The organism is Streptomyces sp. SD31 (assembly GCF_052068475.1).
Classification (GTDB): domain Bacteria; phylum Actinomycetota; class Actinomycetes; order Streptomycetales; family Streptomycetaceae; genus Streptomyces.
This window is the reverse complement of sequence record NZ_JBQHCX010000017.1, coordinates 178,186-204,325: the sequence shown is the minus strand read 5'-3', so window position 1 is coordinate 204,325 and position 26,140 is coordinate 178,186. Positions and strand designations below refer to the sequence as shown.

The 26,140-nt window shown below is 71.5% G+C and carries 29 protein-coding genes and 1 riboswitch; of the genes, 17 read left to right on the top strand and 12 right to left on the bottom strand.

Features of this window, described 5'->3' with window-relative positions; translation table 11 throughout:
• Positions 1-159 precede the first annotated feature (159 nt).
• The 5 genes from ACTMVF_RS32315 to ACTMVF_RS32295 form a co-directional block, all read right to left on the bottom strand.
• Positions 160-834 (bottom strand): urease accessory protein UreF, encoded by a 675-nt coding sequence (locus ACTMVF_RS32315; RefSeq protein WP_441274626.1) that lies wholly within the window; start codon positions 832-834, stop codon positions 160-162.
• A gap of 13 nt (positions 835-847) precedes the next feature.
• A complete protein-coding gene (locus ACTMVF_RS32310; RefSeq protein ID WP_441274625.1) occupies positions 848-2,569 on the bottom strand; it encodes an urease subunit alpha in 1,722 nt (573 codons plus the stop codon).
• Positions 2,562-2,873, bottom strand: coding sequence for an urease subunit beta (locus ACTMVF_RS32305; RefSeq protein WP_441274624.1), 312 nt, complete (start codon positions 2,871-2,873; stop codon positions 2,562-2,564). Before ACTMVF_RS32305 ends, ACTMVF_RS32310 begins: the two co-directional genes overlap by 8 nt.
• A 13-nt stretch (positions 2,874-2,886) precedes the next feature.
• On the bottom strand, positions 2,887-3,189 hold the full coding sequence (locus ACTMVF_RS32300; RefSeq protein ID WP_398637648.1) for an urease subunit gamma: 303 nt from the start codon (positions 3,187-3,189) through the stop codon (positions 2,887-2,889).
• A gap of 132 nt (positions 3,190-3,321) precedes the next feature.
• A complete protein-coding gene (locus ACTMVF_RS32295) occupies positions 3,322-3,951 on the bottom strand; it encodes a TetR/AcrR family transcriptional regulator (RefSeq protein ID WP_441274623.1) in 630 nt (209 codons plus the stop codon).
• Positions 3,952-4,071: 120 nt separating this feature from the next.
• Between ACTMVF_RS32295 and ACTMVF_RS32290 the strand changes: the two genes are divergently transcribed.
• Positions 4,072-5,055 carry an ABC transporter permease gene (locus ACTMVF_RS32290; RefSeq protein WP_441274622.1) on the top strand — a complete coding sequence of 328 codons (984 nt, stop codon included), beginning with the start codon at positions 4,072-4,074 and terminating at the stop codon, positions 5,053-5,055.
• A 101-nt stretch (positions 5,056-5,156) separates the two neighbouring features.
• Here ACTMVF_RS32290 and ACTMVF_RS32285 read toward each other — a convergent pair whose 3' ends face one another.
• Positions 5,157-5,444 (bottom strand): type II toxin-antitoxin system Phd/YefM family antitoxin, encoded by a 288-nt coding sequence (locus ACTMVF_RS32285; RefSeq protein WP_441274621.1) that lies wholly within the window; start codon positions 5,442-5,444, stop codon positions 5,157-5,159.
• Between the two features lie 68 nt (positions 5,445-5,512).
• Between ACTMVF_RS32285 and ACTMVF_RS32280 the strand changes: the two genes are divergently transcribed.
• From ACTMVF_RS32280 to ACTMVF_RS32270, 3 genes are all read left to right on the top strand, one after another.
• On the top strand, positions 5,513-6,148 hold the full coding sequence (locus ACTMVF_RS32280; RefSeq protein WP_441274620.1) for an ATP-dependent Clp protease proteolytic subunit: 636 nt from the start codon (positions 5,513-5,515) through the stop codon (positions 6,146-6,148).
• Positions 6,149-6,155: 7 nt separating this feature from the next.
• Entirely contained in the window at positions 6,156-6,464 is a 309-nt protein-coding gene (locus tag ACTMVF_RS32275) for a hypothetical protein (protein ID WP_441274619.1), read from the top strand.
• 418 nt (positions 6,465-6,882) lie between these two features.
• Positions 6,883-7,015: riboswitch (cyclic di-AMP (ydaO/yuaA leader) on the top strand.
• Positions 7,016-7,018: 3 nt separating this feature from the next.
• Positions 7,019-7,492: a C40 family peptidase gene (locus tag ACTMVF_RS32270; RefSeq protein ID WP_302002591.1), complete on the top strand. Its 474-nt coding sequence runs from the start codon at positions 7,019-7,021 to the stop codon at positions 7,490-7,492.
• 83 nt (positions 7,493-7,575) lie between these two features.
• On the opposite strand, the gene ACTMVF_RS32265 is transcribed toward ACTMVF_RS32270, so the two are convergent.
• A complete protein-coding gene (locus tag ACTMVF_RS32265) occupies positions 7,576-8,190 on the bottom strand; it encodes a LysE family translocator (protein ID WP_441274618.1) in 615 nt (204 codons plus the stop codon).
• Positions 8,191-8,346: 156 nt separating this feature from the next.
• Between ACTMVF_RS32265 and ACTMVF_RS32260 the strand changes: the two genes are divergently transcribed.
• On the top strand, positions 8,347-9,270 hold the full coding sequence (locus ACTMVF_RS32260; protein WP_441274617.1) for a LysR family transcriptional regulator: 924 nt from the start codon (positions 8,347-8,349) through the stop codon (positions 9,268-9,270).
• A 3-nt stretch (positions 9,271-9,273) separates the two neighbouring features.
• Here ACTMVF_RS32260 and ACTMVF_RS32255 read toward each other — a convergent pair whose 3' ends face one another.
• On the bottom strand, positions 9,274-9,732 hold the full coding sequence (locus ACTMVF_RS32255; RefSeq protein ID WP_441274616.1) for an ATP-binding protein: 459 nt from the start codon (positions 9,730-9,732) through the stop codon (positions 9,274-9,276).
• 213 nt (positions 9,733-9,945) lie between these two features.
• Here ACTMVF_RS32255 and ACTMVF_RS32250 point away from each other — a divergent pair, with 213 nt between their 5' ends.
• Entirely contained in the window at positions 9,946-10,815 is an 870-nt protein-coding gene (locus ACTMVF_RS32250) for a helix-turn-helix domain-containing protein (RefSeq protein WP_441274615.1), read from the top strand.
• Positions 10,816-10,824: 9 nt separating this feature from the next.
• Complete coding sequence (locus ACTMVF_RS32245; RefSeq protein ID WP_441274614.1) at positions 10,825-11,052, top strand: DUF397 domain-containing protein; 228 nt, start codon at positions 10,825-10,827, stop codon at positions 11,050-11,052.
• An 85-nt stretch (positions 11,053-11,137) separates the two neighbouring features.
• Here ACTMVF_RS32245 and ACTMVF_RS32240 read toward each other — a convergent pair whose 3' ends face one another.
• Positions 11,138-12,265 (bottom strand): 8-amino-7-oxononanoate synthase, encoded by a 1,128-nt coding sequence (locus tag ACTMVF_RS32240; RefSeq protein ID WP_441274613.1) that lies wholly within the window; start codon positions 12,263-12,265, stop codon positions 11,138-11,140.
• Positions 12,266-12,411: 146 nt separating this feature from the next.
• On the opposite strand from ACTMVF_RS32240, the gene bioB reads away from it, so the two are divergent.
• Genes bioB through ACTMVF_RS32220 form a run of 4 tightly spaced genes read left to right on the top strand, consistent with a single transcriptional unit; the run spans position 12,412 to position 16,237 of the window.
• Complete coding sequence (bioB, locus tag ACTMVF_RS32235) at positions 12,412-13,632, top strand: biotin synthase BioB (RefSeq protein ID WP_441274612.1); 1,221 nt, start codon at positions 12,412-12,414, stop codon at positions 13,630-13,632.
• Positions 13,633-13,642: 10 nt separating this feature from the next.
• Positions 13,643-14,923, top strand: a complete 1,281-nt coding sequence (locus tag ACTMVF_RS32230; protein WP_441274611.1) for an adenosylmethionine--8-amino-7-oxononanoate transaminase — start codon at positions 13,643-13,645, stop codon at positions 14,921-14,923.
• Position 14,924: 1 nt separating this feature from the next.
• On the top strand, positions 14,925-15,641 hold the full coding sequence (gene bioD, locus ACTMVF_RS32225) for a dethiobiotin synthase (protein WP_441274610.1): 717 nt from the start codon (positions 14,925-14,927) through the stop codon (positions 15,639-15,641).
• A 56-nt stretch (positions 15,642-15,697) separates the two neighbouring features.
• Positions 15,698-16,237 (top strand): hypothetical protein, encoded by a 540-nt coding sequence (locus ACTMVF_RS32220; RefSeq protein WP_441274609.1) that lies wholly within the window; start codon positions 15,698-15,700, stop codon positions 16,235-16,237.
• Here ACTMVF_RS32220 and ACTMVF_RS32215 read toward each other — a convergent pair.
• The gene (locus ACTMVF_RS32215; RefSeq protein WP_441274671.1) at positions 16,234-18,621 is read right to left on the bottom strand and encodes a LuxR C-terminal-related transcriptional regulator; all 2,388 of its coding nucleotides are present in this window, start codon (positions 18,619-18,621) and stop codon (positions 16,234-16,236) included. The genes ACTMVF_RS32220 and ACTMVF_RS32215 overlap by 4 nt on opposite strands.
• A 118-nt stretch (positions 18,622-18,739) precedes the next feature.
• On the opposite strand from ACTMVF_RS32215, the gene ACTMVF_RS32210 reads away from it, so the two are divergent.
• Together ACTMVF_RS32210 and ACTMVF_RS32205 are read left to right on the top strand one after the other, a co-directional pair.
• Positions 18,740-19,426, top strand: coding sequence for an esterase/lipase family protein (locus ACTMVF_RS32210; protein ID WP_441274608.1), 687 nt, complete (start codon positions 18,740-18,742; stop codon positions 19,424-19,426).
• A gap of 117 nt (positions 19,427-19,543) precedes the next feature.
• Complete coding sequence (locus tag ACTMVF_RS32205) at positions 19,544-20,245, top strand: class I SAM-dependent methyltransferase (protein WP_441274607.1); 702 nt, start codon at positions 19,544-19,546, stop codon at positions 20,243-20,245.
• 28 nt (positions 20,246-20,273) lie between these two features.
• On the opposite strand, the gene ACTMVF_RS32200 is transcribed toward ACTMVF_RS32205, so the two are convergent.
• Both ACTMVF_RS32200 and ACTMVF_RS32195 read right to left on the bottom strand, forming a co-directional pair.
• Entirely contained in the window at positions 20,274-20,648 is a 375-nt protein-coding gene (locus tag ACTMVF_RS32200; RefSeq protein ID WP_441274606.1) for a fic family toxin-antitoxin system, toxin component, read from the bottom strand.
• Between the two features lie 4 nt (positions 20,649-20,652).
• Complete coding sequence (locus ACTMVF_RS32195; protein WP_441274605.1) at positions 20,653-20,880, bottom strand: antitoxin; 228 nt, start codon at positions 20,878-20,880, stop codon at positions 20,653-20,655.
• 193 nt (positions 20,881-21,073) lie between these two features.
• On the opposite strand from ACTMVF_RS32195, the gene ACTMVF_RS32190 reads away from it, so the two are divergent.
• The 4 genes from ACTMVF_RS32190 to ACTMVF_RS32175 all read left to right on the top strand — a co-directional run bounded on the left by ACTMVF_RS32190 (position 21,074) and on the right by ACTMVF_RS32175 (position 25,971).
• Complete coding sequence (locus ACTMVF_RS32190; protein ID WP_441274604.1) at positions 21,074-21,943, top strand: ABC transporter ATP-binding protein; 870 nt, start codon at positions 21,074-21,076, stop codon at positions 21,941-21,943.
• Between the two features lie 4 nt (positions 21,944-21,947).
• Positions 21,948-24,521, top strand: a complete 2,574-nt coding sequence (locus ACTMVF_RS32185; RefSeq protein WP_441274603.1) for an ABC transporter permease — start codon at positions 21,948-21,950, stop codon at positions 24,519-24,521.
• Between the two features lie 62 nt (positions 24,522-24,583).
• The gene (locus ACTMVF_RS32180) at positions 24,584-25,489 is read left to right on the top strand and encodes an LLM class F420-dependent oxidoreductase (RefSeq protein ID WP_441274602.1); all 906 of its coding nucleotides are present in this window, start codon (positions 24,584-24,586) and stop codon (positions 25,487-25,489) included.
• Positions 25,490-25,545: 56 nt separating this feature from the next.
• A complete protein-coding gene (locus ACTMVF_RS32175; RefSeq protein ID WP_441274601.1) occupies positions 25,546-25,971 on the top strand; it encodes a GNAT family N-acetyltransferase in 426 nt (141 codons plus the stop codon).
• Positions 25,972-26,140 lie beyond the last annotated feature (169 nt).

The window sequence follows — 26,140 nt, the reverse complement described above, 5'->3', positions numbered from 1 at the left end:
CCAGCCCGTCCGGCGTTTGAGGACAAGGCCCCTTGAGGGCCGAAGCGGGGTCTGGGGCGGCAGCCCCAGCGGGGTCCAGGGGCAGCGCCCCTGGCGGGGTCGAAGGGGCAGCGCCCCTGGGGATGGGAATGGGTAGGGGCGGCGGGGGCGAAAGAACCCCTAGGAGGCGAACAGCCGCACACCCCAAGCCGCATGCACCTCCGCCCCGATCTCCAGCAACGGAGCCGAAGCGGCGGGCAACTCGCCGACTCCCCCGTCGCCGACCAGTCGCCCCGCCTCGACCGCCCGATCCACCACCCGGTCCAACTCCGACGCCAACCGAGCCAGCACCGCCGTGGCGTCGAAGGGATCAAGACTCAGCAACCGCACCGTCGCGGACGCCGGCCCACTCACACTCTCGTACGCCGCACAGTAAGCCGCCTCGACGGCCCCCAACCCCGCCACCCGGGCCACGACCCCCAGCACGACCGGCTGATGGGCCCCCTTGGGAAACCGCCGCGCAAGGTCATCCAGCTCCGGGGACGGCCACGTCGCCCGAGCGGCCCGCATCAACTGCCGCCCCAGCTTCCGCGCGGCAACCCGCAACGCGGGCGACGGCGTACGGGCATCGGCGGCCTCGTCCAAGGCCACCGCATCGACCCCGAGCGCGGCCGCCGCGGCGAGCGAGGCCGCGACCAGCCCCGCCGTGTGCAACCGCCCCCGGCAGAAGTCCTCCAGGCTCGCGGCCCCGGTGATCCGCCCCGCCTTGACGGCCTCCTCCGCCCCGCCGGAGTGCGCATGCCCTCCGGCGGGAAATCGGCCGTCGGCGAGGACGAGTAGTGCTGCCCGTGACATCGAAACCCAGCTCTCAGAACAGGAAGTAGCGCTGCGCCATGGGCAGTTCGGCGGCGGGCGTGGCCTCCACCAGCTCGCCGTCGATGTGCACGGCGAAGCTGTCGGGATCGATCCGCACGTCGGGTCGCGCGTCGTTCTGCCGCATGTCCGCCTTGGTGACCCCACGCGTCGACTCGATGGCCACGAACCGCTTCCCGAGCTGGAGCCGCTCCGCGAGCCCGTCCTCGATCGCGAGCGGCGCCACGAAGTTGACCGAGTTCGAGGCGGGCGCCCGTCCGATCGCGCCGAACATCGGCCGGGGCAGGATCGGCTGCGGTGTAGGGATGGACGCGTTGGCGTCGCCCATCTGCGCGTACGCGATCTGCCCGCCCTTGATGACGAGGTGCGGTTTGACGCCGAAGAACGCCGGCTCCCACAGCACCAGGTCGGCGAGCTTGCCGCTCTCCACGGAGCCGACCTCCCGGGAAAGCCCCTGGGCGACCGCCGGGTTGATCGTGTACTTGGCCACGTACCGCCGCACCCGCTGGTTGTCGGCCCGCCCGTCCCCCGGCAGCGCACCCCGCCGCCGCTTCATGACGTGCGCCGTCTGCCAGGTCCGCATGATGACCTCGCCCACCCGCCCCATGGCCTGCGAGTCCGAGGAGATGATCGAGATCGCGCCGAGGTCGTGCAGGATGTCCTCCGCCCCGATGGTCGACGGCCGGATCCGCGATTCGGCGAAGGCGAGGTCCTCGGGCACCGCCGGGTTGAGGTGGTGGCACACCATCAGCATGTCGAGGTGTTCCTCGGCGGTGTTGACGGTGAACGGCCGTGTCGGGTTGGTCGAACTGGGCAGCACGTGCGGCTCGGAGACCACGGTCATGATGTCCGGCGCGTGCCCGCCGCCCGCGCCCTCGGTGTGGTACGCGTGGATGCCGCGTCCGGCGATCGCGGCGAGCGTGTCGCCCACGAAGCCGGCCTCGTTCAGCGTGTCCGTGTGGATCGCGATCTGGATGCCGGTCCGGTCGGCGACGGTCAGCGAGGCGTCGATGACGGCCGGGGTGGAGCCCCAGTCCTCGTGCAGCTTGAGGCCGAGCGCGCCACCGCGGATCTGGGACAGCATCGCCTCGTGGGAGACGGTGTTGCCCTTGCCCAACAGGCCGAAGTTGACGGGGTGTTCCTCCATCGCCTCCAGCATCCGGGCCAGATGCCAAGGACCCGGCGTGACCGTGGTCGCCTTCGAGCCCTCGGCGGGGCCGGTGCCGCCGCCGATCAGCGTGGTGATGCCGGAGGCGAGCGCCTCGTCGGCGATCTGGGGGCAGATGAAGTGCACGTGCGCGTCGATGGCGCCGGCCGTGAGGATCCGCCCGTTGCCGGCGATGATCTCCGTCTCGGGGCCGATGACGAGGTCGGGGTGCACCCCGTCCATCGTGTCGGGGTTGCCCGCCTTGCCGATGCCGGTGATCCGGCCGTCGCGGATGCCGACGTCGGCCTTGACGATGCCCCAGTGGTCGATGATCACGACGCCGGTGATGACGGTGTCCGGGGTGCCGTCTGCGCGCGTAGCACGGGACTGGCCCATGGATTCGCGGATGACCTTGCCGCCGCCGAACACGGCCTCGTCCCCGGCGAGTCCGGGACCGCCGCAGCGGTCCTCGTCGATCTCGATCAGCAGGTCGGTGTCGGCGAGCCGGATGCGGTCACCGGTCGTCGGGCCGAACAGGTCGGCGTACGCGGCACGGGAGATCTCAGGCATCGAGGGCACCTCCGGTCTCCCCGCGCAGTCCGGGCACCACACGGGCGCCGGTGAGCGGGACGAGTTCGACGTCGACGGGGATCCCGGGTTCGAAGCGCACGGCGGTGCCGGCGGCGATGTTGAGCCGCTTGCCGCGCGCCGCCGCACGGTCGAACTCCAGCCCGGGGTTGGCCTCGGCGAAGTGGTAGTGGGAGCCGACCTGGACGGGCCGGTCGGCGGCGTTGAGGACGGTCAGCGAGGTGACCTCACGGCCCGCGTTGTAGACGATCGGTCCGTCGCCGAACAGGATCTCTCCGGGAATCATGGCGGCCTCCCCGTCAGACGATCGGGTCGTGGACGGTGACGAGCTTGGTGCCGTCCGGGAAGGTCGCCTCGACCTGGACGTCGTGGATCATCTCGGGGATGCCCTCCATGACGTCGTCCCGGGTGAGCAGCTTGCGCCCGGACGCCATGAGCTCGGCGACCGTACGGCCGTCACGCGCGCCCTCGAGGATGTGCGACGTGATGAGGGCGACCGCCTCGGGGTGGTTCAGCTTGAGCCCGCGGGCCCGGCGCCTTTCGGCCACGTCGGCCGCCACATGGATGAGCAGCCTCTCTTGCTCGTGCGGGGTCAGTTGCACGTCCCACCTCACAGTCCTCGCTCCGGACCGTGCGGGGTCCGGTTGCCTCAGCCGCCGGGCAAAGTCCCTGGTGGCGCAGATCGGCAGGCTAGTTGGACCGGGTTTCAAGCAAGTTAACCGAGCTGTGATCCATCAGTTCGCGGCGGGTTCGTCCCGCATGCTCATCAACGCCCGCAGACCGTCCCGGAGGATCTCGACCGGGGCGGGCCCGAAGAGGGACTGCTGGGCGAGGAAGCCCAGCACGGCGGCGATCATCGTGCGGGCCACATGGTCCGGCGCCACGTCCGCCCGCATCATCCCGGCTTCCTGGTAGGCCTCGGCGATCCGCCCCCAGGCCGCGCGCACCGAGCCGTAGCCCTCCCGCAGGACGGCCGCGAGCTCTTCGTTGCGCAGCGTCTCGGTCCAGACCTGGATGACGAGCCGCGGGAAAGCGGGCTGCCCGTCGACGACGAGGGCCTCGCGGGCGGCGAGGGTCCGGCCGAGGACCGAGGCGACGAGTTCGTCCGGTGGCGGGGGCGGGCTCTGCCGCGCCGCCTCCTCGAAGGCCGCGCGGACCGACCCGAGCACCTCCCCGACGATCGCGCCGATCAGCTCCTCCTTGCCGCTGAAGTAGCGATACACCGCGCCCGCCGAGAGGTCGACCTCCTTCAGCACGTCCTGCATGGACGTGGCGTGGAAGCCGTTGCGGGCGAAGCAGATCGCGGCGCCGTCGAGGATCTGGCGACGGCGGGCGTCGAGGTGTGCCTGGGATACGCGAGCCATGGTCCTCAAAGTAAAACGAACATTCCTTCTTGACAAGGAGCCGCGTCCGCAGGACGGTGATGACACAAGCAAAACGAACGATCCTTCTTTTTACCCGAGCTCGCACCTCAGGGAGTCCCCATGTCCACCCGCCGCCTGATCGCGGTCGTCTTCCTCGTTCCCGCCTTGGCCGCCCTCGCCCTGTGGGCCTTCGCCTGGCCGGCCGCCCGCACGGCTCCTCGGGACCTGCCGCTCGGCGTGGTCGGACCGACGGCCGCCACCGCCCAGGTGGAGAAGCAGCTGGCCTCGCACGAGGGCGCCTTCGAGATCCACCGCTACGCCGACGGGGCCGCCGCCCGGGACGCCATCGAGGACCGGACCGTATACGGCGCGGTCGTCGTCACCCCGCAGGGCCCGGAGCTGCTGACCGCGTCTGCGGCGAGCCCGATGGTGGCCCAGTTGCTGCAGCAGGCGGTGGCCCAGCAGGCCGCCGCCCAGGGCACCGGAATCAGGACGGTCGACGTGGTGCCCGCACCCGAGACGGATCCGCGCGGGGCGGCCCTCAACGCGAGCGTCCTGCCCCTCGCCCTGGCCGGCATCGCGGCCGGCGCGGCGGTGACCCTGCTCGGGCTGCGCGGAGTGCGCGCCGTGAGCGCCCTGGTCGGCGCCGCGGCCCTGATCGGGGTGACCGCGGCCGCGCTCGCGCACAGCTGGCTCGAGGTCCTCACCGGCAACTGGTGGACGGAGGCCGGGGTCTTCGCCCTGTCGACGCTGGCCGTGAGCGCTGCCGTCGCGGGGCTCGCCGCCCTCATCGGCACTGCCGGCGTCGGGATCTCGGCGGGAGTCGTGATGCTGCTGGGCAACCCCTTCTCCGGGGCACCCTCGGCACCGCAGTTGCTGCCCGAGCCGGCCGGCGCGATCGGCCAGTGGCTGCCCCCGGGCGCGGGCACGACCCTGCTGCGCTCGGTGTCCTTCTTCGACGGCGCGGCAGCCACCGGCCCCGCCCTGACACTCACCTGGTGGGCGGCGCTGGGCCTGGGCGCCGTACTGCTCGGCAGTGCGCTGAAGTCCCGTACGAAGACCGCTGAGCCCGCAGCGGAGAGGGAACTCGCTCCCGTCGGCTGACCGAGCCCGCCGGTCACACGGAACCGACCGTGCACCCCCGCCGTAGCGGACGGGGGTGCACGGTCTCGTCGTTTCTTCGCGCGGCACCCGCGACGGGGCGTCTACGAGGGGGCGGTCCCCCGGTGCTCCGCCGCGATACCGAAGCGGTGCCGTTCGCGGGGGGCGGAACCCACCTCGCGGACGCCGGAGACCGCGCTGATCACCTGCTCCTCGACGGGGCCGTCGAGGGCGTCGAGGGCGTCGAGTCGCTCCAGGTCAGCAGCGGAGACAAGGGCGACGAGGGGCTTTCCGTGCCGCGTCACGACGACGCGTTCACCGCCGTACACCACGCGGTTGATGAGGTCGGCGAGCTCAGCCCTGGCTTGCGTCACCGGAATCTCGTAGGCCATGCTCCCCACATTACGTCATGTACGTCCTGTACATTTTTTACAGGCACCCCGCCAAGGGAGCGTGAGCCATGACCCGACCGACCGCCCGCTATGTCCTGCCCGAGTTCACCGAACGCACGAGTTCCGGCACCAAGACGCAGGACCCGTACTCGAAGCTGCTGGAGGAGCGGATCGTCTTCCTCGGCACACAGGTCGACGAGACCTCGGCGAACGACGTGATGGCGCAGTTCATGTATCTGGAGCACAAGGAACCCGACCGGGACATCTCGCTGTACATCAACTCGCCCGGCGGCTCGTTCAGCGCCATGACGGCGATCTACGACACGATGCAGTACGTCACCTGCGACGTGGAGACGATCTGCCTGGGCCAGGCCGGTTCCGCCGCCGCGGTGCTGCTGGCCGGGGGCACGCCGGGGAAGCGGTTCGCGCTGCCGGGTGCCCGCATGGTGATCCACCAGCCGGCGCTGCCCGAGCCGGTCGAGGGCCAGGCGAGCGATCTCGCCATCCAGGCCGACGAGCTGACGCGCATTCGGACCCGCCTCGAGGAACTGCTCGTCCGGCACACCGGGCGCAGCCACGAGCAGGTCAGCGCCGACATCGAGCGGGACAAGATCCTGGACGCGCAGGGCGCCGTGGAGTACGGCCTGGTGGACCGGATCATCCCCAGCCGCAAGGCCACCCTCGCCCCGCCCACGGGGCGGTGATCGACCGGTGCTTCCACCCGAGTTGCCGCCGCTGCCCGCACTGACGCGTGCGGAGGGGGAGTTGATCGACCGTTATCTCGATGTGGTGGACCTGCTCGGCCGGATCAACCCGACGCGGCACGGAGACACCTACCGCGGACTGCGCGCCGCCCAGGCGCTCGTCGGCAAGGCGACCGAGCTGCGGGACGCGCTGGCGCTGATGCACCAGCGGGGCGAGACCGAGCTGCACTCCCCCACGCTGGCGCGTGCGCTGCGCGTGCTGGACGGGGAACGCCGCACGGCCCGCGTCAGGGTGTTGCCGCGCTCCGACAGTTGACGACTCGTACAGAACGATTCCGGACGCCTCGGCCCACGAGCGAGGCGTCCGGATGGACGTCGAAACGAACCAAAAGGCTTACCCACTTTCGGCGTAGCAACCTGCCCTTTTACGCGCCCTTCAGGTTGCGCAACAGGCATGACCCCAAAGCGGAATGGGACGCTCCATCGCTGGTCCGGGGCTCGTCGAGTACCTGGACACCCGGTCGAACACGGGGGTGTCCACCCGAACGGGCGAGTGGTGAGTAACGCCACAAATCCCCGGTTCCGTTGGGTTTTTCGTTCATCCGTGCGTCAAGATCCCTGTCTGACGACAAGCCCCCGCCACAGCGGCGGGGCGGTCCGGGCGGACGCCGAGTCCTGCCGCCGCCCGGATGACCGGTCGACAGGAGTGGATCGGCAGGAGTGGAGGACCCGAGCAAGACGGGTCGCCGGAGCGGACGTTCGTTCGATCCGAGCAACCCTTGGGGTGAAGCCGCGGCAACGCGGCCGGGCAACTTCGCCAGCCCGAATCCGACAGGTCATCCTTCACAGGCGGCTGACGAAGGGTTGCGCATGACTGCGCTCAATCGTGTCCCGTCGCTCATGGCCCGAGCCGGTACGGCCTCGGCTCTCACCATCGCCGCAGTGGGCGGCTCGATCGTGGCGCCCGGCTTCGCCTCGGAGGCCGAAGCCGCCACGCCGGCGACCAAGGCACTTCAGATCGCGGCCTCCAAAAAGGGCTCCCCGTACAAGTGGGGCGCCACAGGTCCGCACAGGTTCGACTGCTCCGGGCTCACGCTGTACTCGTACAAGAAGGCCGGCAAGAAGCTGCCCCGTACGGCGGCCCAGCAGTACAACAAGACCCGCCACATCTCCGCCGGCAACCGCAAGGCCGGAGACCTGGTGTTCTTCCACTCGGGGTCGAACGTCTACCACGTCGGCATCTACGCCGGGAAGGGAAAGATCTGGCACTCCCCCAAGAGCGGGGACGTCGTGCGGCTGCAGAAGATCTGGACCAGGAGCGTTTGGTACGGCCGGGTCAAGTGACCTTCCCGGGGGCGGTGACGGCAGCCTGACGCGCTGTCACCGCCCCCGGGCACCGGATGGAGGGCCAGTCGCCGGAAAGGGCGTCAGACGGCCACCAGGGGCCCTGCGAGGAGTGCCACGCCGAAGGCCGTCAGCGCGGCGCCGGTGACGGTCGTGACCGCCCGGGCGACGCGAGGTCGGCGCAGCCACCTGCCGAGCCGGTCCACCAGCAGGGCGACGACCTGGAACCAGACGAGCGCGATCGCGAGCACGATCAGCGCGAGCAGCAGCGTCCGGGGCAGCGCCGGGGCGCCCGCCGGCACGAACTGCGGCAGCACGCTGAGGAACGTGAGCGACGCCTTCGGATTGAGGGCGTTGGTGACGAAGCCCTGCCGCAGCGGTCGCGCGGTGGAATCCTCCTGCGCGCCCTCCCCTTGCGGGTGCCGCTGCCGCAGCGCCTGGACGCCCAGATAGAGCACATAGACGCCGCCCACCACCTGGAGCGCGCGCAACAGCGCCGGTACGGCGGCCAGGACCGCGGCGACTCCCACCACCGCCAGCGTCACATGGACCAGCAGCCCGGCCCCGATCCCGAGCGCACAGGCGATGCCGGCCCGGCGGGAGACGAGGGCGTTGCGTACGACGACGGTGAAGTCGGCCCCGGGCATGGCGACCAGGCCGGCGGAGACCCCGGTGAAGGCGATGAGCTGAGCGTCCATGCGGCCAGCCTGCCGTGCGGGAGCCTTCAGCAGGTATTTCGAATATTCTGGGTATGCCTTAAGCAATGCTTTAGGCAGGCATCCTTAGGCAGACAGCCTTAGGCAGACATCCTCAGGCAGTCACCCGTCGGCACCGCGCTCGAAAGGGACCCAACCATGTACGACCCGACCCGCCTCGCCGCCTTGGTGGCGGTCGCCGAGGCGGGTTCGATCACCCGGGCCGCCGAGCGCCTGGGCTACACCACGCCCGCGCTCTCCCAGCAGCTGGCCAAGCTGGAGCGCGAGGCGGGTACCGCCCTTCTGGTGCGGCACCACCGCGGGGCGCGGCTGACCGGTGCGGGCGAGTTGCTGGTGGCCCGGGCGCGGCGGGTGCTCGACGAACTCGACCGGGCCCGGCACGAACTGGCCCGGCTGACCGGCCTGACGGGCGGCACCCTCCGGCTCGGCACCTTCCAGACCGCGGGCATCCATCTGCTGCCGCCGGCCCTCAGCGCGTTCCGCCGGGCGCATCCGGAGGTGGAGCTGACGGTCGCCGACTACGAGCCGTCGGCCGGTGTCGCCGCCGTCGCGGCCGGCGAGGTCGATCTGGCGCTGACGCACGCCTACGCACCCGGCGACCCGGTCCCGCTCCCGTCCTCCGTCGGCGCCGAGCCGATCCTCGTCGAGGAGCTGGTCCTGGTGTCCGCTCCGGGCCACGCCCTCACCAGCGGGGCCGCACGGCTGCCGCTGACCGAGCTCGCGGGGCAGCCGCTGATCAGCATGGCGCCGGACGCTCCGGCCCGGCGGGGCGTCGAGGCGGTGCTGGCCCGGGCCGGGGCCACGCCCTCGGTCCTGGTCCCGACGCCGGGGTACCTCCTGGTGTGCGCGCTGGCCAGCGCGGGGCTCGGGGTCGCGGTCGTACCGGAGATGGTGGCGCGCACGTCGGTCACGCCGGTCGGGGTGCGGGCGCTGGAGGGCGGCGAGCTGCGCCGTACGATCTCGGTCGCGTTCCGCAGTGACGAGGCGGCTCCCGCCGCGGACGCCTTCCGGGCGCTGCTGCGCGGCACGTTCGGACGGGCCGGGCAGTCGCAGCAGCCGTGAGGGTTACGGCTCTTGCTGTCCCACGACCGGCACCGGCTCCGCGGCCGCCGTCCACGGCAGTTCGATGGAGACGGTCTTGCCGCCCTCGCGGGTGGGCCGCACTCTCAGCTTGCCGCCGCACTCCGCGGTCAGCCAGCGGATGATGACCAGGCCACGGCCGTTGTCCTGCTGGACGGCGGCCGGCAGCCGCTTGGGGAAGCGCGGGTGGCTGTCGGTGACGCCGATGCGCAGGTGTTCGTCACGGTCGAGTTCGAGGTCCACCGTGAAGGTGGGTGACTGTCCGAGGGTGTGCTGTACGGCGTTGGTGGTGAGTTCGGAGACGATCAGCCGGATGGTGTCGGCCGTTTCCGTGTCCGGTGGCAGTCCCCACTCCGCGAGGGTGGTGACCACATAGGCCCGGGCCGCGGAGACCGAGGCTGGATCGCTCGGCAGAGTGACGGATGCTTCCAGGTGATCTGCCATGGCGACGTCGTCCCTTTCCCAACGGGACCGCAGTCCGACACGGAGCGGATGGTTCGAGTACGGTCCCGGACTGGTGCTTCGTCGCCAGACTGCCATTACCAGGGCCGTCAGGGTGCCGATCCACCAAGATATGCATATATCTGTCGCTCGAAGCGGTGAACTCTGCGACGGCAGAGCGTATTTGGGCGGCTCGGTTGGAGTAAGGAGTTGCCCATGCAGCACGGTCCCGCGGTGCGCCGCCGGAAACTGGGCGCGGAACTGCGTGCGTTGCGCACCGGGGCCGGGCTCACCAGTGGTGAGGCGGCCCGGCTGGTGGGCTGGCACCAGTCCAAGGTGAGCCGGATCGAGACCGGCGCCAGCGGGGTGAAACCGGCCGATGTGCGGTTACTGCTCGACGCCTACGGCGTACAGGACTCCCAACTGCGGGAGTTGCTGCTGGTGTTGGCGGGATCGGACGAGGGTGGCGGGCGGCATCACTGGTGGCACGCGTACCGCGGAGTGCTGCCGCCGACGTACCGGGACTTCATCAGCCTGGAGTCCCAGGCGAGCGCGATGCGCACGCTGGAGACGTCCGTGGTGCCCGGGCTGCTTCAGACGCCGGAGTACGCCCGGGCGGTGACGCGGGCCGCAGTGGGCGGGTTGGACGACGCCGACGACGAACGGCTCGACGCGCTGGTCGCGGTCCGTCTGGCCAGGCAGGACGTGTTGCACGGCGATCCGCCGTTGCAACTGAGCGCGGTGCTCGACGAGGCGGTGTTGCGCCGGGAGATCGGCGGGCCGGCGGTGATGGCGCGGCAGCTGAGGCGGCTGATGGAGGCGGCGCGACTGCCCCAAGTCCGGCTGCAGGTCCTGCCGTTCGCGGCCGGGGAGCACATCGGCATCACCGGGCCTTTCGTTATCTTCTCATTTTCGCGCACTTCTGATCTGGATGTGGTTGTTCTCGACCACTTGACGAGTAGCCTCTACCTCGAACGGAAAGAAGACCTCCAGGCCTACACGGAGGCCTTCAACGCCCTTCGGATCCACGCCCTTTCGCCCGAGGAATCGCTGGATTGCATCGCCGCGATAGGCGGCGGCGCGTAAGGAGGCACCATGACCGCACTGCCTCGGAACGTCCCTTCCACCACCGACCTGCAAGGCGTGCGATGGCTGCGCAGCAGCTACAGCACGGGAGCGAACAACTGTGTCGAGACGGCACGGCCGCACTCCGGTCCCTGGACCGGACTGCTCGCCGTGCGCGACTCCAAGGACCCGGCCGGACCCGCGCTGCTCTTCTCCCCCGAGAGCTGGGCGGGCTTCACGACCGCGTTCCAGTCCTGACCATTCACCCTTGACCATTCCGATCAGTTCTGACCAACTCTGATCAGTTACGCCAGGTGCGGCGGCAGGGCCGTGTCACGCCGACTCATGGTCGTGTCTCGCCGATGACCCGTACAGCGCGTTCGATCTGCCCCTCGGAGAGGTCCGCGCGGGCGGTCAGCCTCAGCCGTGAGATGCCGTCGGGGACGGAAGGAGGACGGAAGCAGCCCACGGCGAGGCCTGCCGCCCGGCACTCGGCCGCCCACCGCACGGCCTCTTCGGGGGACGGCGCGCGCACGGAGACCACGGCGGCGTCCGGACGTACGGCTTCCATGCCCGCGGCTGTCAGCCGGGTGTGCAGTTCGTTCGCGACCGTGCGGGCTCGCGCCGCACGCTCGGGCTCGCGGCGCAGCAGTCTCAGTGCCGCCAGGGCCGAGCCGGCCGCGGCGGGGGCGAGGCCCGTGTCGAAGATGAACGTCCGGGCCGCGTTGACCAGGTGGTCGATCACCCGGGCCGGGCCGAGGACGGCTCCGCCCTGGCTGCCGAGCGACTTGGACAGCGTGACCGTCACGACGACGTCATCGGCGCCCGCGAGTCCCGCCGCGTGCGGGGCGCCGCGGCCGCCGTCGCCGAGCACGCCGAGGCCGTGGGCGTCGTCGACGACCAGCCCGGCACCGTGTTCCCGGCTCACCTCGGCGAGCCCGCCCAGCGGGGCGGCGTCGCCGTCGACCGAGAAGACGGTGTCGGACACGACGACGGCGGGCCCGTCGTGCGTCTGCAGCGCCTTGCGCACGGCGTCCGGTTCGGCGTGCGCGACGACCTGTGTGGTCCCGCGCGCCAGTCGGCAGCCGTCGATCAGCGAGGCGTGGTTCCCCGCGTCGGAGACGATGAACGAGCCGTGTGGCGCCAACGCCGTGACCGCGGCGAGGTTGGCCGCGTAGCCGGACGAGAAGACCAGCGCCGCCTCGAAGCCGCAGAAGTCGGCCAGCTCGCGCTCCAGCTCGGTGTGCAGCTCCGTCGTGCCGGTGACGAGCCGGGATCCGGTCGCACCGCCGCCCCATGTCCGGGCGGCCCGCGCCGCGCCCTCGGTGACCTCGGGATGGTGGGCCAGGCCCAGGTAGTCGTTGCTCGCGAGGTCGAGGAGCGGCGAGTCGGCGGGGCGGGGGCGCAGGCTCCGTACGAGTCCGGCGCGGCGGCGCAGCTCCGCCTGCTCGTCGATCCAGCCGAACGCCATGGCTCCTCCGGGCTTTTGTAGGCAGTGCACAGACACTAGTCGCACGACCGACGGCGCACGGTGTGGCAATACCCACACATCGAAGTGACAGGGTTGTCCGAAGTCTCCTTGGCTCGGAGCCCCTCCGTACGTCAGGATCAGCTCCCATGGACCTGCTGAACACGCTGGTGGACAAGGGGCTTCGGCGCGAGCTGCCGACCCGCGAGGAAGCCTTGGCCGTCCTCGCCACTTCCGACGACGACCTGCTCGATGTGGTGGCCGCGGCCGGCAAGGTACGCCGGCAGTGGTTCGGCCGACGGGTGAAACTCAACTATCTCGTCAACCTCAAGTCGGGCCTGTGCCCGGAGGACTGCTCCTACTGTTCCCAGCGGCTCGGCTCCACCGCCGGCATCCTGAAGTACACCTGGCTCAAGCCGGACGAGGCCTCGCAGGCCGCTGCCGCCGGTTTGGCGGGTGGCGCCAAGCGGGTCTGTCTGGTGGCGTCCGGGCGCGGCCCGACCGACCGTGATGTGGACCGGGTCTCCGACACCATCAAGGCGATCAAGGACCAGAACGAGGGCGTCGAGGTGTGCGCCTGTCTCGGTCTGCTCTCCGACGGCCAGGCGGAGCGGCTGCGCGAGGCGGGCGCGGATGCGTACAACCACAACCTCAACACCTCGGAGTCCACGTACGGGGACATCACGACCACGCACACCTACGCCGACCGTGTCGACACCGTGCAGAAGGCGCACGCGGCCGGTCTGTCCGCCTGCTCCGGCCTCATCGCGGGCATGGGCGAGAGCGACGAGGACCTGGTCGACGTCGTCTACTCCCTGCGTGAGCTGGACCCGGACTCGGTGCCGGTCAACTTCCTGATCCCGTTCGAGGGCACCCCGCTGGCCAAGGAGTGGAACCTCACCCCGCAGCGCTGTCTGCGGATCCTGGCGATGGTGCGGTTCGTGTGCCCGGACGTCGAGGTGCGCATCGCGGGCGGCCGTGAGGTGCATCTGCGCTCCATGCAGCCGCTCGCCCTGCACCTGGCCAACTCCATCTTCCTCGGCGACTACCTCACCAGCGAGGGCCAGGCGGGCAAGGCCGACCTGGAGATGATCGCGGACGCCGGCTTCGAGGTGGAGGGCGCCGACGAGGTGACGCTGCCGGAGCACCGGGTGACGGCCGGGGGCGGCTGCGGCTCGCACGAGAGCGCGGGCTGCGGGTCCCAGGAGAGCGCCGGGTGCGGTGGGCACGACGGTGCCGGGTGCGGGTCGCACGAGGGTGGCGGTGTGTGCGGTACGGCCGCTGCCGCGCCGGTCTCCACCGAGCCGCGCACCGACCTGGTCGCCGTACGCCGTCGGGGCGCCGGAACGGACCTCGCGCCCAATGCCTGACCCGCACCCCATGCCCGACCTGACCGTGCCCGAGCTGCTGGAGCTCGACCGGCGGCACGTCTGGCACCCGTACGGCCCCATGCCCGGCCGCATCGAGCCGCTGGTCGTGGAGTCGGCCGGCGGGGTGCGGCTGAAGTTGGCGGACGGCTCGGGCGAGCTGGTCGACGGCATGTCGTCCTGGTGGTCGGCGATCCACGGCTACAACCACCCGGTGCTCAACGAGGCCGCGCGCGAGCAGCTGTCGCGCATGAGCCACGTCATGTTCGGCGGGCTCACGCACGAGCCCGCCGTACGCCTGGCGAAGCTCCTTGTCGACATGTCGCCCGACGGCCTGGAGCATGTCTTCCTCGCCGACTCCGGGTCGGTGTCGGTCGAGGTCGCGGTCAAGATGTGCCTGCAGTACTGGCGTTCGCTGGGCCGCCCCGGCAAGCAGCGGCTGCTGACCTGGCGCGGCGGCTACCACGGGGACACCTGGCAGCCGATGTCGGTGTGCGACCCCGAGGGCGGGATGCACGAGCTGTGGACCGGCGTGCTCCAGCGCCAGGTGTTCGCGGACCCGCCGCCGACAGAGTACGAGGAGTCGTACGCCGACCATCTGCGGTCGCTGATCGCGCGGCACGCCGACGAACTGGCCGCGGTGATCGTCGAGCCGGTGGTGCAGGGCGCGGGCGGGATGCGGTTCCACTCCCCCACGTATCTGCGGGTGCTGCGGGAGGCGTGCGACGCGCACGACGTACTGCTGGTGTTCGACGAGATCGCGACCGGGTTCGGGCGCACGGGCGCGCTGTTCGCGGCGGAGCACGCGGCGGTGACGCCGGATGTGATGTGCGTGGGCAAGGCGCTGACCGGCGGCTACATGACGATGGCCGCCACCTTGTGCACGGCGCGGGTGGCCGACGGGATCTCGCGGGGCGAGGTTCCGGTGCTGGCCCACGGCCCGACCTTCATGGGCAACCCGCTGGCGGCCGCGGTCGCCTGCGCCTCGATCGAGCTGCTGCTCGGCCAGGACTGGTTGGCCGAGGTCAAACGGATCGAGGCGGGGCTGCGGGAAGGGCTGGCCGACGCGTCGGACATTCCGGGCGTGAAGGATGTCCGAGTCCTCGGCGCCATCGGGGTCGTACAACTCGATCACGACGTGGACATGCAGGCGGCGACCGCCGCCGCCGTACGTGAGGGCGTGTGGCTGCGGCCGTTCCGCGACCTCGTCTACACGATGCCGCCGTACGTCACGGGTGACGCGGACGTGGCACTGATCGCCCGCGCGGTGTGCGCGGCGGCGCGGGAGGGCTGAGATGCCGGTACTGGTGATCACGGGAACGGGCACGGAGGTCGGCAAGACGGTCACGACGGCCGCGGTCGCCGCGGCCGCCGTGGCGGCGGGCCGGTCGGTGGCGGTACTGAAGGCCGCGCAGACGGGCGTACGGCCGGACGAGCGCGGCGACGCCGAGGAGGTCGCGCGACTCGCCGGTGCCGTGACGATCGCGGAAGTCGCCCGGTATCCCGAGCCGTTGGCGCCGGCGACGGCCGCGCGCCGCGCCGGCCGCCCGCCGGTCCGGCCGCACGAGATCGCCGAGGCCGCCGCCAAGCTGGCCGCCGAGCACGACCTGGTGCTGGTGGAGGGGGCGGGCGGGCTGCTCGTCCGTTTCGACGAGGCGGGCGGCACGCTGGCGGACGCGGCCGAGCTGATGGCGGCGCCGGTCCTGGTCGTCGCGTCGGCGGGCCTGGGCACGCTGAACACGACGGAGCTGACGGCGCGTGAACTGCGCGGTCGGCGGCTGGACCTGCTCGGCGTGGTGATCGGCAGCTGGCCCGAGGCACCGGATCTGGCGTCGCGTTGCAATGTCGCGGATCTGCCGGAAGTGGCGGGGGCGCCGCTGTTGGGTGCCGTGCCGGCAGGTGCGGGGGCGCTCGCGCCCGCCGACTTCCGTGGCGCGGCACCGGCTTGGCTGGCGCCGCGATTGTTCGGCACGTGGGACGCGGACGGATTCCGGGTACGGGAAGCGCCCTGAGGCATGCCCACGAGGACGCCGGCCACGATGTCAGACCCTCGTGCCATCCTCTGATCATGGTCAATGCAGACGCGGTCGCCGAGTGGGACGTCCTGATCGGCGAGTGGGACGAGATCCGGCACGGCTACTACCTGGGCGATGCGCCTGCGAGAGTAGTGGAGTGCGCGAGGAGCCTTGAGGCGAGCGTGGCGGCGGCCGGGCCGGACACGGCGCTGTGGACCCTCGGGCTGGTGCTCATAGGCCCCTACGTGATCTACGCCTACCCGGACGCGGAGGCCGAGGCGCATGTGCTGAAGGCGATGGGTGCAATCGAGCAGGCGCTCGGGCAGACTCCCTGCGCCCATGACGAGCATCCGTGTGACGACATCGAGGCCGATGACGAGCTGGACAACTTTCGGTACGTCCTGGAAATGCTGGCCCACCCGGAGCGGGAAGCCGCCGGTGAGGCGGCCCTGACCGATGACGAGCGCCGGCCCGACGACGAGCTCTGTCCCGACGACGAGTCGGACACCTGGTTCGAACGCCGGATGACACGGGAGATCTGGGCCTGCCCCAGGAACCTCGCAGGTTTCGCCCGCGCCTTCACCGAGGCCTAGCCGGCCTCGCTCTCGTCGCTCTCGTCCCTCTCCGCGACGATCCGTACCAGTTCGATGCGCGAGCGGATTCCCAGGCGGGTGAAGACGCCGCGCAGGTGGTGGTCGATCGTGCGCGGGCTCAGGGCCAGGCGAGCGGCGATCTCCCGGTTGGTGGCGCCCTCGGCGGCCATACGGGCGACCAGCAGCTGTTGGGCCGTCAGGCGGCCGGCCGGCGCGTTGGGGCCGGGCCGCGCGACGCCGGCCGGGGTGCCCAGGGCGCGGAGTTCGGTGCGGGCCTGGTCCGCGCAGTGCGGGGCGCCGAAGGAGTCGAACGCCTCCAGGGCGCTGTGCAGGCGGTCGCGCGCCTCCGTACGGTGGCGCAGTCGGCGCAGGGCACTGCCGAACAGCAGCTCCGTGCGGGCGCGTTCGAAGTCGCGGGTGCCGTGGGAGTGCAGGTCGAGTGCCGTGCGGTAGTGGTCCACCGCTTCCTCGCCGGGTGCGAGCAGGGCGCGGCAGCGGGCGCTGAGGGCCAGGTCGTCAGGGCTGCGCACGGTGCTCGCCCAGCGGTGGTAGTCGGCGTGCGCGACACGGGCGACACGGGTGTCGCCGGTGCGGACGGCGGCCTCGACGTAGTGCGGGGTGGCCAGGTGGCGGACGGCCCGGTGGCCGTGGCCCGGGCCGAATCCGGCGAGGGCACGCAGTCGGGCGGCCGCGGCCGCGAAGTCGCCGGTGCTCAGGTCGAGGAAGGCGAGCGCCCACTGGGCGAGGGCGGCGGGCAGGCCCAGGCCGCGGGCGAGGGCGTACGACCGTGCGGTCGCGGCCCGTTCGCGGCAGACGTCGGCGTCTCCGGTGAGCGCGGCGAACATGGCGAGGGCGGCCTGCAGATGGCAGGCGCCGTTGTCCTGCCCTGTGGCGTGGGCCTGCCACAGCGCGTCCGTCGCAGTGGCCGCGCCGGCTCTGGGGCGCCCGGTCCAGAAATCGGCGTACGCACGGAACTCCATCGCCTGCGGCACGGCCACCGGAGTGCCCCGCGTCCGGGCGGAGGCCGCCGCGCGGACGGTCGCGGTGGCCGCGCGGGTGTGGTCGCCGAGGAGCAGCTCGGCGATCCCGGCGTGGATGAGGACCGTGGGGTCACTTCCCGGCTCGCACTGCCCGGCGGCCCCCTTCAGCAGGTCACGCGCGTCCTCGTACCGCCCGTCGACGGCGGCCACGAGCCCGCTCAGCGTGCCGGGCGGCGCGACGCCGAGCCGATCGGCCACGCGGGCGGCCTCGCGCAGGCGGCGAATGTCTCCGGTGTAGATGGCGGCTTCGGTGGCTCGGGCGAGGAGGTGGGCGGCGGGGTGGTCGGGGGTGGGGGCGAGGGCTGTGGCTGACGCGGCGGAGACGGGGGCGGAGGCAGATGCGGAGGCGGAGGCGGAGGCGTCAACGGCCGGCGACCGCACAGAGCGCGGGGCAGCAGGGCCAGCAGCGGCGGCCGAAGATACGGGAGCCTTGCCGACGGAGGGCGTCGTGGGTCGAGGAGCGGTGCGCGCCGGGGGCGGGCAGGTCACCGCCGTCAGCAACGCGTCGAACGCCTCCGGCGCGTTCCCCGCCCGAAGGGCGAGGACCCCGGTCAGCGCGTCGTCGGCGCCGGCGGCAGCCAACCCGCGCGCCCGGTCCCCGTCGCCCGACTGCCAGGCGTAGGCGGCGGCCCGGGCGACCAGGCGGGCCCGCTCGGACGGGTCGGGGCACAGGTCGGCCGCCCGTTCCGCCAGAGCCCGTGCCAAGGACAGCCGGCCCGCGTCACCCGCCTTGCCCGCGGCGGCGCCGAGTTCCGCCGCCAGCCGCCCGCTGGGGCCGAGCGCCCCCGCACCCCGGTGCCAGGACCGCCACGGCGTCTCCCCTTCGCCGCTGAGCACCCGGGCCAGCAGACGGTGCACGTCGCGGCGGTCGGCCGGGGAACCCGTCTCGTACGCCGCGATCCGTGTCCACGCGTCGCGGAACACGACCCCGCCCGCTCCGGCGTGCGCGAGGCCGACCGCCTCGGCGGCGTCCAGGGGCCGGATGTCGAGGCGGGCGGCCATGACGGCGCGCAGGAAGGCGTCGGTGGGGACCGGGTACTGGTCGGCCGCGGCGAGCAGCAGCAGCAGGCGGGTGTCGTCCGGCAACGCCCTTGTCTCCGCCCGGCGTTCGCGCAGCAGGGTCGGGGCCAGCTCCGCAGGTTGCGTCGGAAGCGGGTCGATGCCCGCCGCCTGCCGGCCGGTCAGGCGCGGGACCAGTTCGGCGGCGGCGCGCACATCGCCGTACACGGCACGCAGCACCCGTACGCGGACGCCCTCGGGGAGGGCGGCGGCGGGCTGTCGCCACTGGTCCGTGAAGCGCGGTGGCGAAGTGCGGTCGAGGGGCGGGGGGTTCACCGGAGTCACCACACAAATGACGTTACTGGCGAGTTAATTGAACCGTAAAGACCGGCGATTTCGCCGATGCGGCGCGCGTAGACCCGGCTCGACACTCCTGACAACCCCACACGTTTCAGGAGGCATCATGCAGCGCCACAAGCGTCGCATCGCCACGGCTCTGACGGCCTTGGCCTCTTCGCTCCTTCTGTCACTGTCCCTCTCCCCCACACCCGCGCACGCCGCCACGCACGACCCCGTCGTCTTCGTGCACGGTCTGAGCAGCTCGGCGAGCAGCTGGGACGACTGGAACGGCTACTTCAAGGCCGACGGCTACACCTCGGCCGAGCTGCACGCCGTGTCGTACGACTGGGCCAAGTCGAACGCCACCACCGCCCAGCAGCTCGCGACCGAGATCAGAAACGTGCTCGCCCGGACCGGTGCCTCGAAGGTCGACCTCGTCGTCCACTCCATGGGCGCGCTCAGCTCCCGCTACTACCTCAAGAACCTCGGCGGGACGTCGTACGTCGACGACTTCGTCTCGACGGCCGGCACGAACCACGGCACCTCCACCGCCTCATGGTGTGCCTGGCTGTACACCTCCTGCGCGGAGATGAACACCGGCAGCTCGTTCCTGGCCGCCCTGAACTCCGGTGACGAGACCCCGGGCAGTGTGTCGTACGCCAGCTACTGGTCGAACTGCGACGACGCGCTCACCCCCGACACCACCGCGATCCTCAGCGGTGCGACGAACGTCGAGGTCGGGTGCGTTTCGCACACCGACATGAACAACGACCACGGCGTGTACGAGCAGGTCAGGGACTTCATCGGCTGAGGCCGGGCCTGCCCGGACGACAGCCGTACGACAAGCCACAGCGACAGCGGGGGTGCGCCGGTCCCGTACGGGGGAGAATCGGGAGTGAGTCCCGTCCCGCCCGCCCGGGAGGTCCCCATGGCCCTACGGTCCCTTCGGTCCGCCGGTTCCGGCAAGGTGTCACGGGATGCCGTGCACCACCCGCTGTTCGCCCGCTTCTACGCCCGGATCAGCGTCAACGCCGAGACACGGATGGGCATGGGCGATGTCCGCGACCGGCTGCTGACCGGGCTGTCCGGCCGGGTGATCGAGATCGGCGCGGGCAACGGTCTGAACTTCGCCCACTATCCGCGTGCGGTCTCGGAGGTCGTCGCCATCGAACCGGAGCGGCTGCTGCGGAAGTTGGCGGTGGAGTCCGCGCTGCGGGCCGGCGTGCCCGTGGACGTGGTGCCGGGCGCGGCGGAGGCGCTGCCGGTCAAGAGCGAGGCCTTCGACGCGGTGGTGCTCTCGCTGGTGCTGTGCAGCGTGCGGGACGTGCCGCGGGCGCTCGGTGAGGTACGGCGGGTGCTGCGGCCCGGCGGTGTGGTGCGGTTCTTCGAGCACGGCCGGGGCGGCGGGCGGGCCATGCTCCTCACGCAGCGCGCGCTGGACCGGACGGTGTGGCCGTTGGTGAGCGGTGGCTGCCATGTCTCGCGCGACCCGGTCGCGGCGCTGCGCGAGGCCGGGTTCGAACTCGGCCCCCACCGACGGGTGATGATGCCGGAGAAGGGGCCGGTGCTCCCCTCGTCGTACTGCGTGCTGGGTACGGCTTGGCGGCCGGCGGAGGAGCAGGCCGGCTGATCACGGGCTCCGCTTCACGGCCTCCGCTTCACAGACTCCATTGGCGCAGTTGGCGCGCGATGTCCTCGACCGAGGCCTCACCGCTCTTGACCAGGCGTGCCAGATCGCGCACCTGCTCGGGTGAGGTGACGACCTTGAGGCCGCTGGCCACCAGGTAGGCGTAGGCCACCGCGGAGGCGAACAGCGCGTTGGAGCGCTCCAAGGCCGGGACGTGGATGAGCAGTTGGAGCAGGGCCGCGGCACGTGCCTGCGGGCTGTCGTAGACGGGGACATCGAATATCTCCGCCTGGTGGCGGGCGACGGCGGCGACGAGTGCGCCCCAGTCGGTGATCTGCGGGTCCCCCGGTGTCCTCTTCTCGGCGAGCATCAGCAGCCAGGCAAGGTCGACGTTCAGATTGCTCAAGGGATCAGCGACGACCTTCGCGCTCCGCGCCGAACTCCTCGGCGAAGACGGACTCGTACTGCTTCATGAAGTCGGCGGCGGCGTCCACGAACGTATGACCGACCTCCCCGGTGTCCCTTCGGACCAGGTCCTCGATGTAGCGGTTGACACTCATCCCGCGGGCCAAGGCACGTTCGCGTGCCGCGCGGGCCGTGCCCTCGTCGACTCTCACGTTCAACTGGGTCTTCGCCATGCTTCGAAGCTAGCGCGCCAGTGCTAGCACCGGCAAGGGGCAACCCCAGGGACGGAAGGTGCCCCTTACATCGAAATCAGGGGCCCGACCTGGGGTGGAGAACGACCGGGACCTCGGGCGGATACCGGATGTGCGGTGGATCACATTAGGCTCGGCTGGGCGAGGAGTCCGTGACGTCCGCGAGGAGGCGGCCTTGTCCACAGCAGCTGCGGAGCACGCCCCGAGCCCTGCGCCGGCCGACGGGACCGCGGCCCGCGCCCGCGGTCTGACCAAGGCGTACGGCTCGGGCGAGACGACGGTACTGGCCCTCGACGCGGTGGACGTGGACATCGCGCGCGGCCGCTTCACGGCGGTCATGGGGCCCTCGGGTTCCGGGAAGTCCACGCTGATGCACTGTCTGGCGGGCCTCGACAACGTCTCGGCGGGGCAGGTGTGGCTGGGCGACACCGAGATCACCGGGCTGAAGGAGCGCGAGCTGACCCGGCTGCGGCGGGACCGGATCGGGTTCATGTTCCAGTCGTTCAACCTCATCCCGACCCTGAACGCGGCCGAGAACATCACCCTGCCCATGGACATCGCGGGCAAGAAGCCCGATGAGAAGTGGCTGGACCAGGTCATCGACACGCTGGGCCTGCGCGACCGCCTGGGGCACCGGCCCGCGCAGCTCTCCGGCGGTCAGCAGCAGCGCGTCGCCTGCGCCCGTGCCCTGGCCTCCCGGCCCGAGCTGATCTTCGCGGACGAGCCGACCGGCAACCTCGACTCGCGGGCCGGCCTGGAGGTGCTCGGCTTCCTGCGGGAGGCCGTCGACCAACTGGGGCAGACCGTCGTCATGGTCACCCACGACCCGGGCGCCGCCGCCCATTCCGACCTGGTGCTCTTCCTGGGGGACGGGCGGATCGTGGACGAGATGGAGCGACCGACGGCGGAGGCCGTCCTCGAGCGCATGAAGCGTTTTGACGTGATCCGCGGCCAGTTCGACGACGGCGGCCCCGCACCGGGGGCGATACCGGCCGACGGCCCCTCGTCGGCGTCGCCCGAGTCGCCCGCTTCCGAGGAGCGCTGACCCCGTGCTCAGTGCGACGCTCCGCAGCTTCCTCGCCCACAAGGGGCGGCTGCTGCTCTCCGCCCTGGCGGTGATCCTGTCCGTGGCGTTCGTCGCGGGCAGCCTGATCTTCTCGGACACCGTCAGCCGCACCTTCGACCGGCTCTTCGCCTCGACCGCCGCCGACGTCACCGTCACCCCGAAGGAGACCCTCGACGAGACCGTGCCCTCTGGGCAGACCCTCACCCTGCCTGCCTCGCTCGCCGACCGGCTCGCGCGGGTCCAGGGCGTGGCGGCGGCCCGCGCGGAAGTGGACGTGGACGGCCTCACCGTCGCCGACGAGGACCGCGAGTCGGTGGGCCCGACCACGGGCGCCCCGACGATCGGCACCGCCTGGAACCCGACCGAGCGCAGCCCCGTGGAGCTGACCTCCGGCCACGCCCCCGAGGGCGACTCGCAGGTGCTGATCGACGCGGACACCGCCGACAGCAAGGACGTGCGGATCGGCGACCGCCTGACGGTCATCGGGCAGGAGGGCTCCTTCCCTGTCGAGGTCGTCGGCATCGCCACCTTCACCACCACCAACCCCGGTGCCGCACTGGTCTTCTTCGACCCCGCGACCGCCCAGACGAAACTGCTGGGCGACCCGGAGGCGGCCACGAGCATCTCGCTCGACGCGGCCGAGGGCGTCAGCGACCCGGAGCTCAAGCGGCGCGTGGCCGCCGCACTCGGCACCGACGCCGGCACCTACGAGCTGCGCACCGCCGACGAGCAGGCCGAGTCGGACGTCGAGCAGCTGGGCGGATTCCTCGACATCATCAAGTACGTCATGCTCGGCTTCGCCGGGGTCGCCGTACTGGTGGGCGTGTTCCTGATCGTCAACACGTTCTCGATGCTGATCGCCCAGCGCACCCGTGAGCTGGGCCTGCTGCGGGCGCTCGGCGCGGACCGGCGCCAGGTGCGGCGCTCGGTCCTCACCGAGGCGCTGCTGCTCGGGCTGGTCGGCTCGACGCTGGGCCTCGCGGCCGGGATCGGACTGGCCGTAGGACTCATCGAGCTGATGGGCCTGATGGGCATGAACATCAGGACGACCGAGATGGTCATCGGCTGGGGAACGCCAGTGGTCGCGTTCGTCGTCGGGCTGGGCGTCACCTTCGTCGCGGCGTACCTCCCGGCCCGGCGTGCGGCGGGTGTCTCGCCGATGGCGGCGCTCGCGGACGCCGAGATCGCCGACATCGGGCGGCCGCTGCGGCTGCGCGCGGTGGTGGGCTCGGTGGTCGGCGCGGCCGGTGCGGCGGCACTCGCGGGGTGTGCCGTGTCGTCCGAGACGTCGTCGGCGGCGTCCCTGCTGGGTCTCGGTGTCCTGCTGACTCTCATCGCGACCGTGATCGCGGGACCGCTGCTCGTACGGCCCGTGATCAGGGTCCTCGGCGGGGCCTTCCCGGCGCTGTTCGGCCCGGTCGGCCGGATGAGCCAGCGCAACGCCCTGCGCAATCCGCGCCGCACCGGTGCCACGGCCGCCGCCCTGATGGTGGGCCTCGCGCTGGTCGGCGGGATGTCGGTGGCGAGCGCCTCGATGACCAAGTCCTTCGACCAGCAGATCGACAAGACGCTGGGCGCCGACTTCGTGGTGCAGAACAGCAACTTCGTGCCGTTCCCACGGGAGGTCACCGACAAGATCCGTGACACCGAGGGCGTGGGGCTCGTCGTACGTTCGCAGTTCACCACCATCGCCGTGCGCCTGCCGGACGGCGACCGCGTGAAGACGACCGCCGCGGGCTACGAACCCGAGCTCGACGAGGTCGCCAACATCACCTACGCGCAGGGCGATTCCGCGACCGCGCTCGCGGACGGGCGCCTCGCCATGGACAAGGACTTCGCCGAGGACCATGGCGTACGCGTCGGCAGCACCCTTCCCGTCGAGTTCCAGGGCGATCGCCGGGCCGAGCTGACGGTGGGTGCCCTGACCGACCAGGAGTCCGCCGAGGGGTTCGGCGCGCAGGGCGGGATCTACTTCGGCCTGGGCACGCTGGACGAGTACGCGCCGGGCGGGCAGGACGCGGCCGTGTACGTCAACGCCGCCTCCGGCACGAGCGCGGACGACCTGCGCGGCAACCTGGAGGAGGCGCTGGATCCGTATCCCCAGGTGCAGGTCCGGGACATCGCCGACTACAAGGAGCTGGTGCACGACCAGATCGCCGTGCTGCTCTACCTCGTCTACGCCCTGCTCGGGCTCGCGATCATCATCGCGGTGCTCGGCGTCGTCAACACCCTCGCGCTGTCGGTCGTCGAGCGCACCCGGGAGATCGGGCTGCTCAGGGCCATCGGGCTGGCACGGCGGCAGCTGCGCCGAATGATCCGGCTGGAGTCGGTGGTGATCGCCGTGTTCGGCGCGGTCCTGGGCCTCGCGCTGGGGCTGGTGTGGGGCGTGTGCACCCAGCAGGTGCTGGCCCTGCAGGGCACGACGGCGCTGGCGATTCCCTGGGGCACGATCGTGGCGGTGGTGATCGGCTCGGCGGTCGTGGGCATCGTGGCGGCGCTGCTGCCCGCGCTGCGTGCATCACGCATGAATGTGCTGGCCGCCATCGCGCACGAGTGATGGAATCGCGGCAAGTGCTCAAGTCCCTTGGGGCTCAAGCCCCTTGAGGATGAGGAGAGTTCATGTCGCGCCCGGTGAGCCCGCGTCCGTTCCGCTTCGGCGTCAACCTGCTGACCCCCGCACCGGCCGACGAGTGGCGGGCCAAGTGCCGCCGGGCCGAGGAGCTCGGCTACGACGTGATCCTGGTGCCCGACCACCTGGGCATGCCCGCGCCGTTCCCGGCCCTGGTCGCGGCGGCCGAGGCGACGGAGCGGCCGCGCCTGGGCACGCTCGTGCTCAACGCGGGCTTCTGGAACCCGGCCCTGCTCGCCCGGGAGGTGGCGACGACCGACGCCCTGACGGGCGGGCGGCTCGAACTGGGGCTCGGTGCGGGCTACGTACAGGCCGAGCACGACACCGCGGGGCTGCCCTTCGGCACTCCTCGCGAGCGCGTCGACCATCTGCGGCGCACGGTCGAGGAGCTGGAGCGGCTGCTCGGCGCGGAGGAACACCGACCGCAGCCGGCACAGAAGCCGCGCGTACCGCTGCTGATCGGCGGAAACGGCGACCGCGTCCTGCGGCTGACCGCCCAGCACGCCGACATCGCGGCGTTCGGAGGCGCGTACCCGGACCCGGAGAGCACGACCGGTCGGCTCCTCCCCGTCACGGCCGAGCAGCTCGACGAACGGGTGGCCCGTTACCGGAAGTTCGCGGAGGGCCGGGAGGACCCGGCGGAGCTGAACCTGCTGCTGCAGATGGTGGCCGTCACACAGGACCGTGCGGGCGTGGTCCAGCCCCTCCTCGACCGTGTTCCGGAACTGACCCTGGAGCAGGTCCTGGAGCTGCCGATCCTCCTGGTCGGGGCCTTGGAGCAGATCGTCGACCAGGTGCTGGCCCAGCGGGAGCGGTACGGGTTCTCGTATCTGACCGTCCTGGAGCCGTACATGGAGGCGTTCGCGCCGGTGATCGAGCGGCTGCGCGGCAAGTAGCCGTCCGGATAGTGGAATTCCGCGTCCCGCTCCGTCGCCCGTGATGGGATCACGGCATGACTGATCTGCGTATACGGGCCGCGACGGCCGACGACCTCGACACCGTGCTGGCCTTCTGGAAGACGGCCGCCGAGGGTACGAGCATCAGCGACGACCGGGACGGCGTGGAGCGACTGGTCGCCCGCGACCCGGAGGCGCTGATCCTGGCGGAACTCGACGGCGAGCTGGTCGGCACGGTGATCGCGGGCTTCGACGGCTGGCGCTGTCATCTGTACCGGCTGGCGGTGCACCCCGAGCGGCGCCGCCGGGGCATCGGCTCGGCACTGCTGGCCGCAGCGGACGAGAGGTTCGTACGGCTCGGCGGACGCCGCGGCGACGCGATGGTGTTGCAGCGCAACGAGACGGCGCACCATGCGTGGCGCGCGGCTGGGTACACGCCCCAGGAACAGTGGCGGCGGTGGGTGAAGCAGCTCACGGACTGATCGCCGGGTGATCACCCACTGATCACCGGCAGGAGCACTTTGCCCATCCTTTACTATTGGAGGGTCACTTCGGTCCTCCAATGAAAGGTGTGAGCGTCCGCCCATGGGCGAGCCTCCCAGTACCCGACATCGCGCAATCCTCGCCACCCTGTCCGACCATGGGACGGAG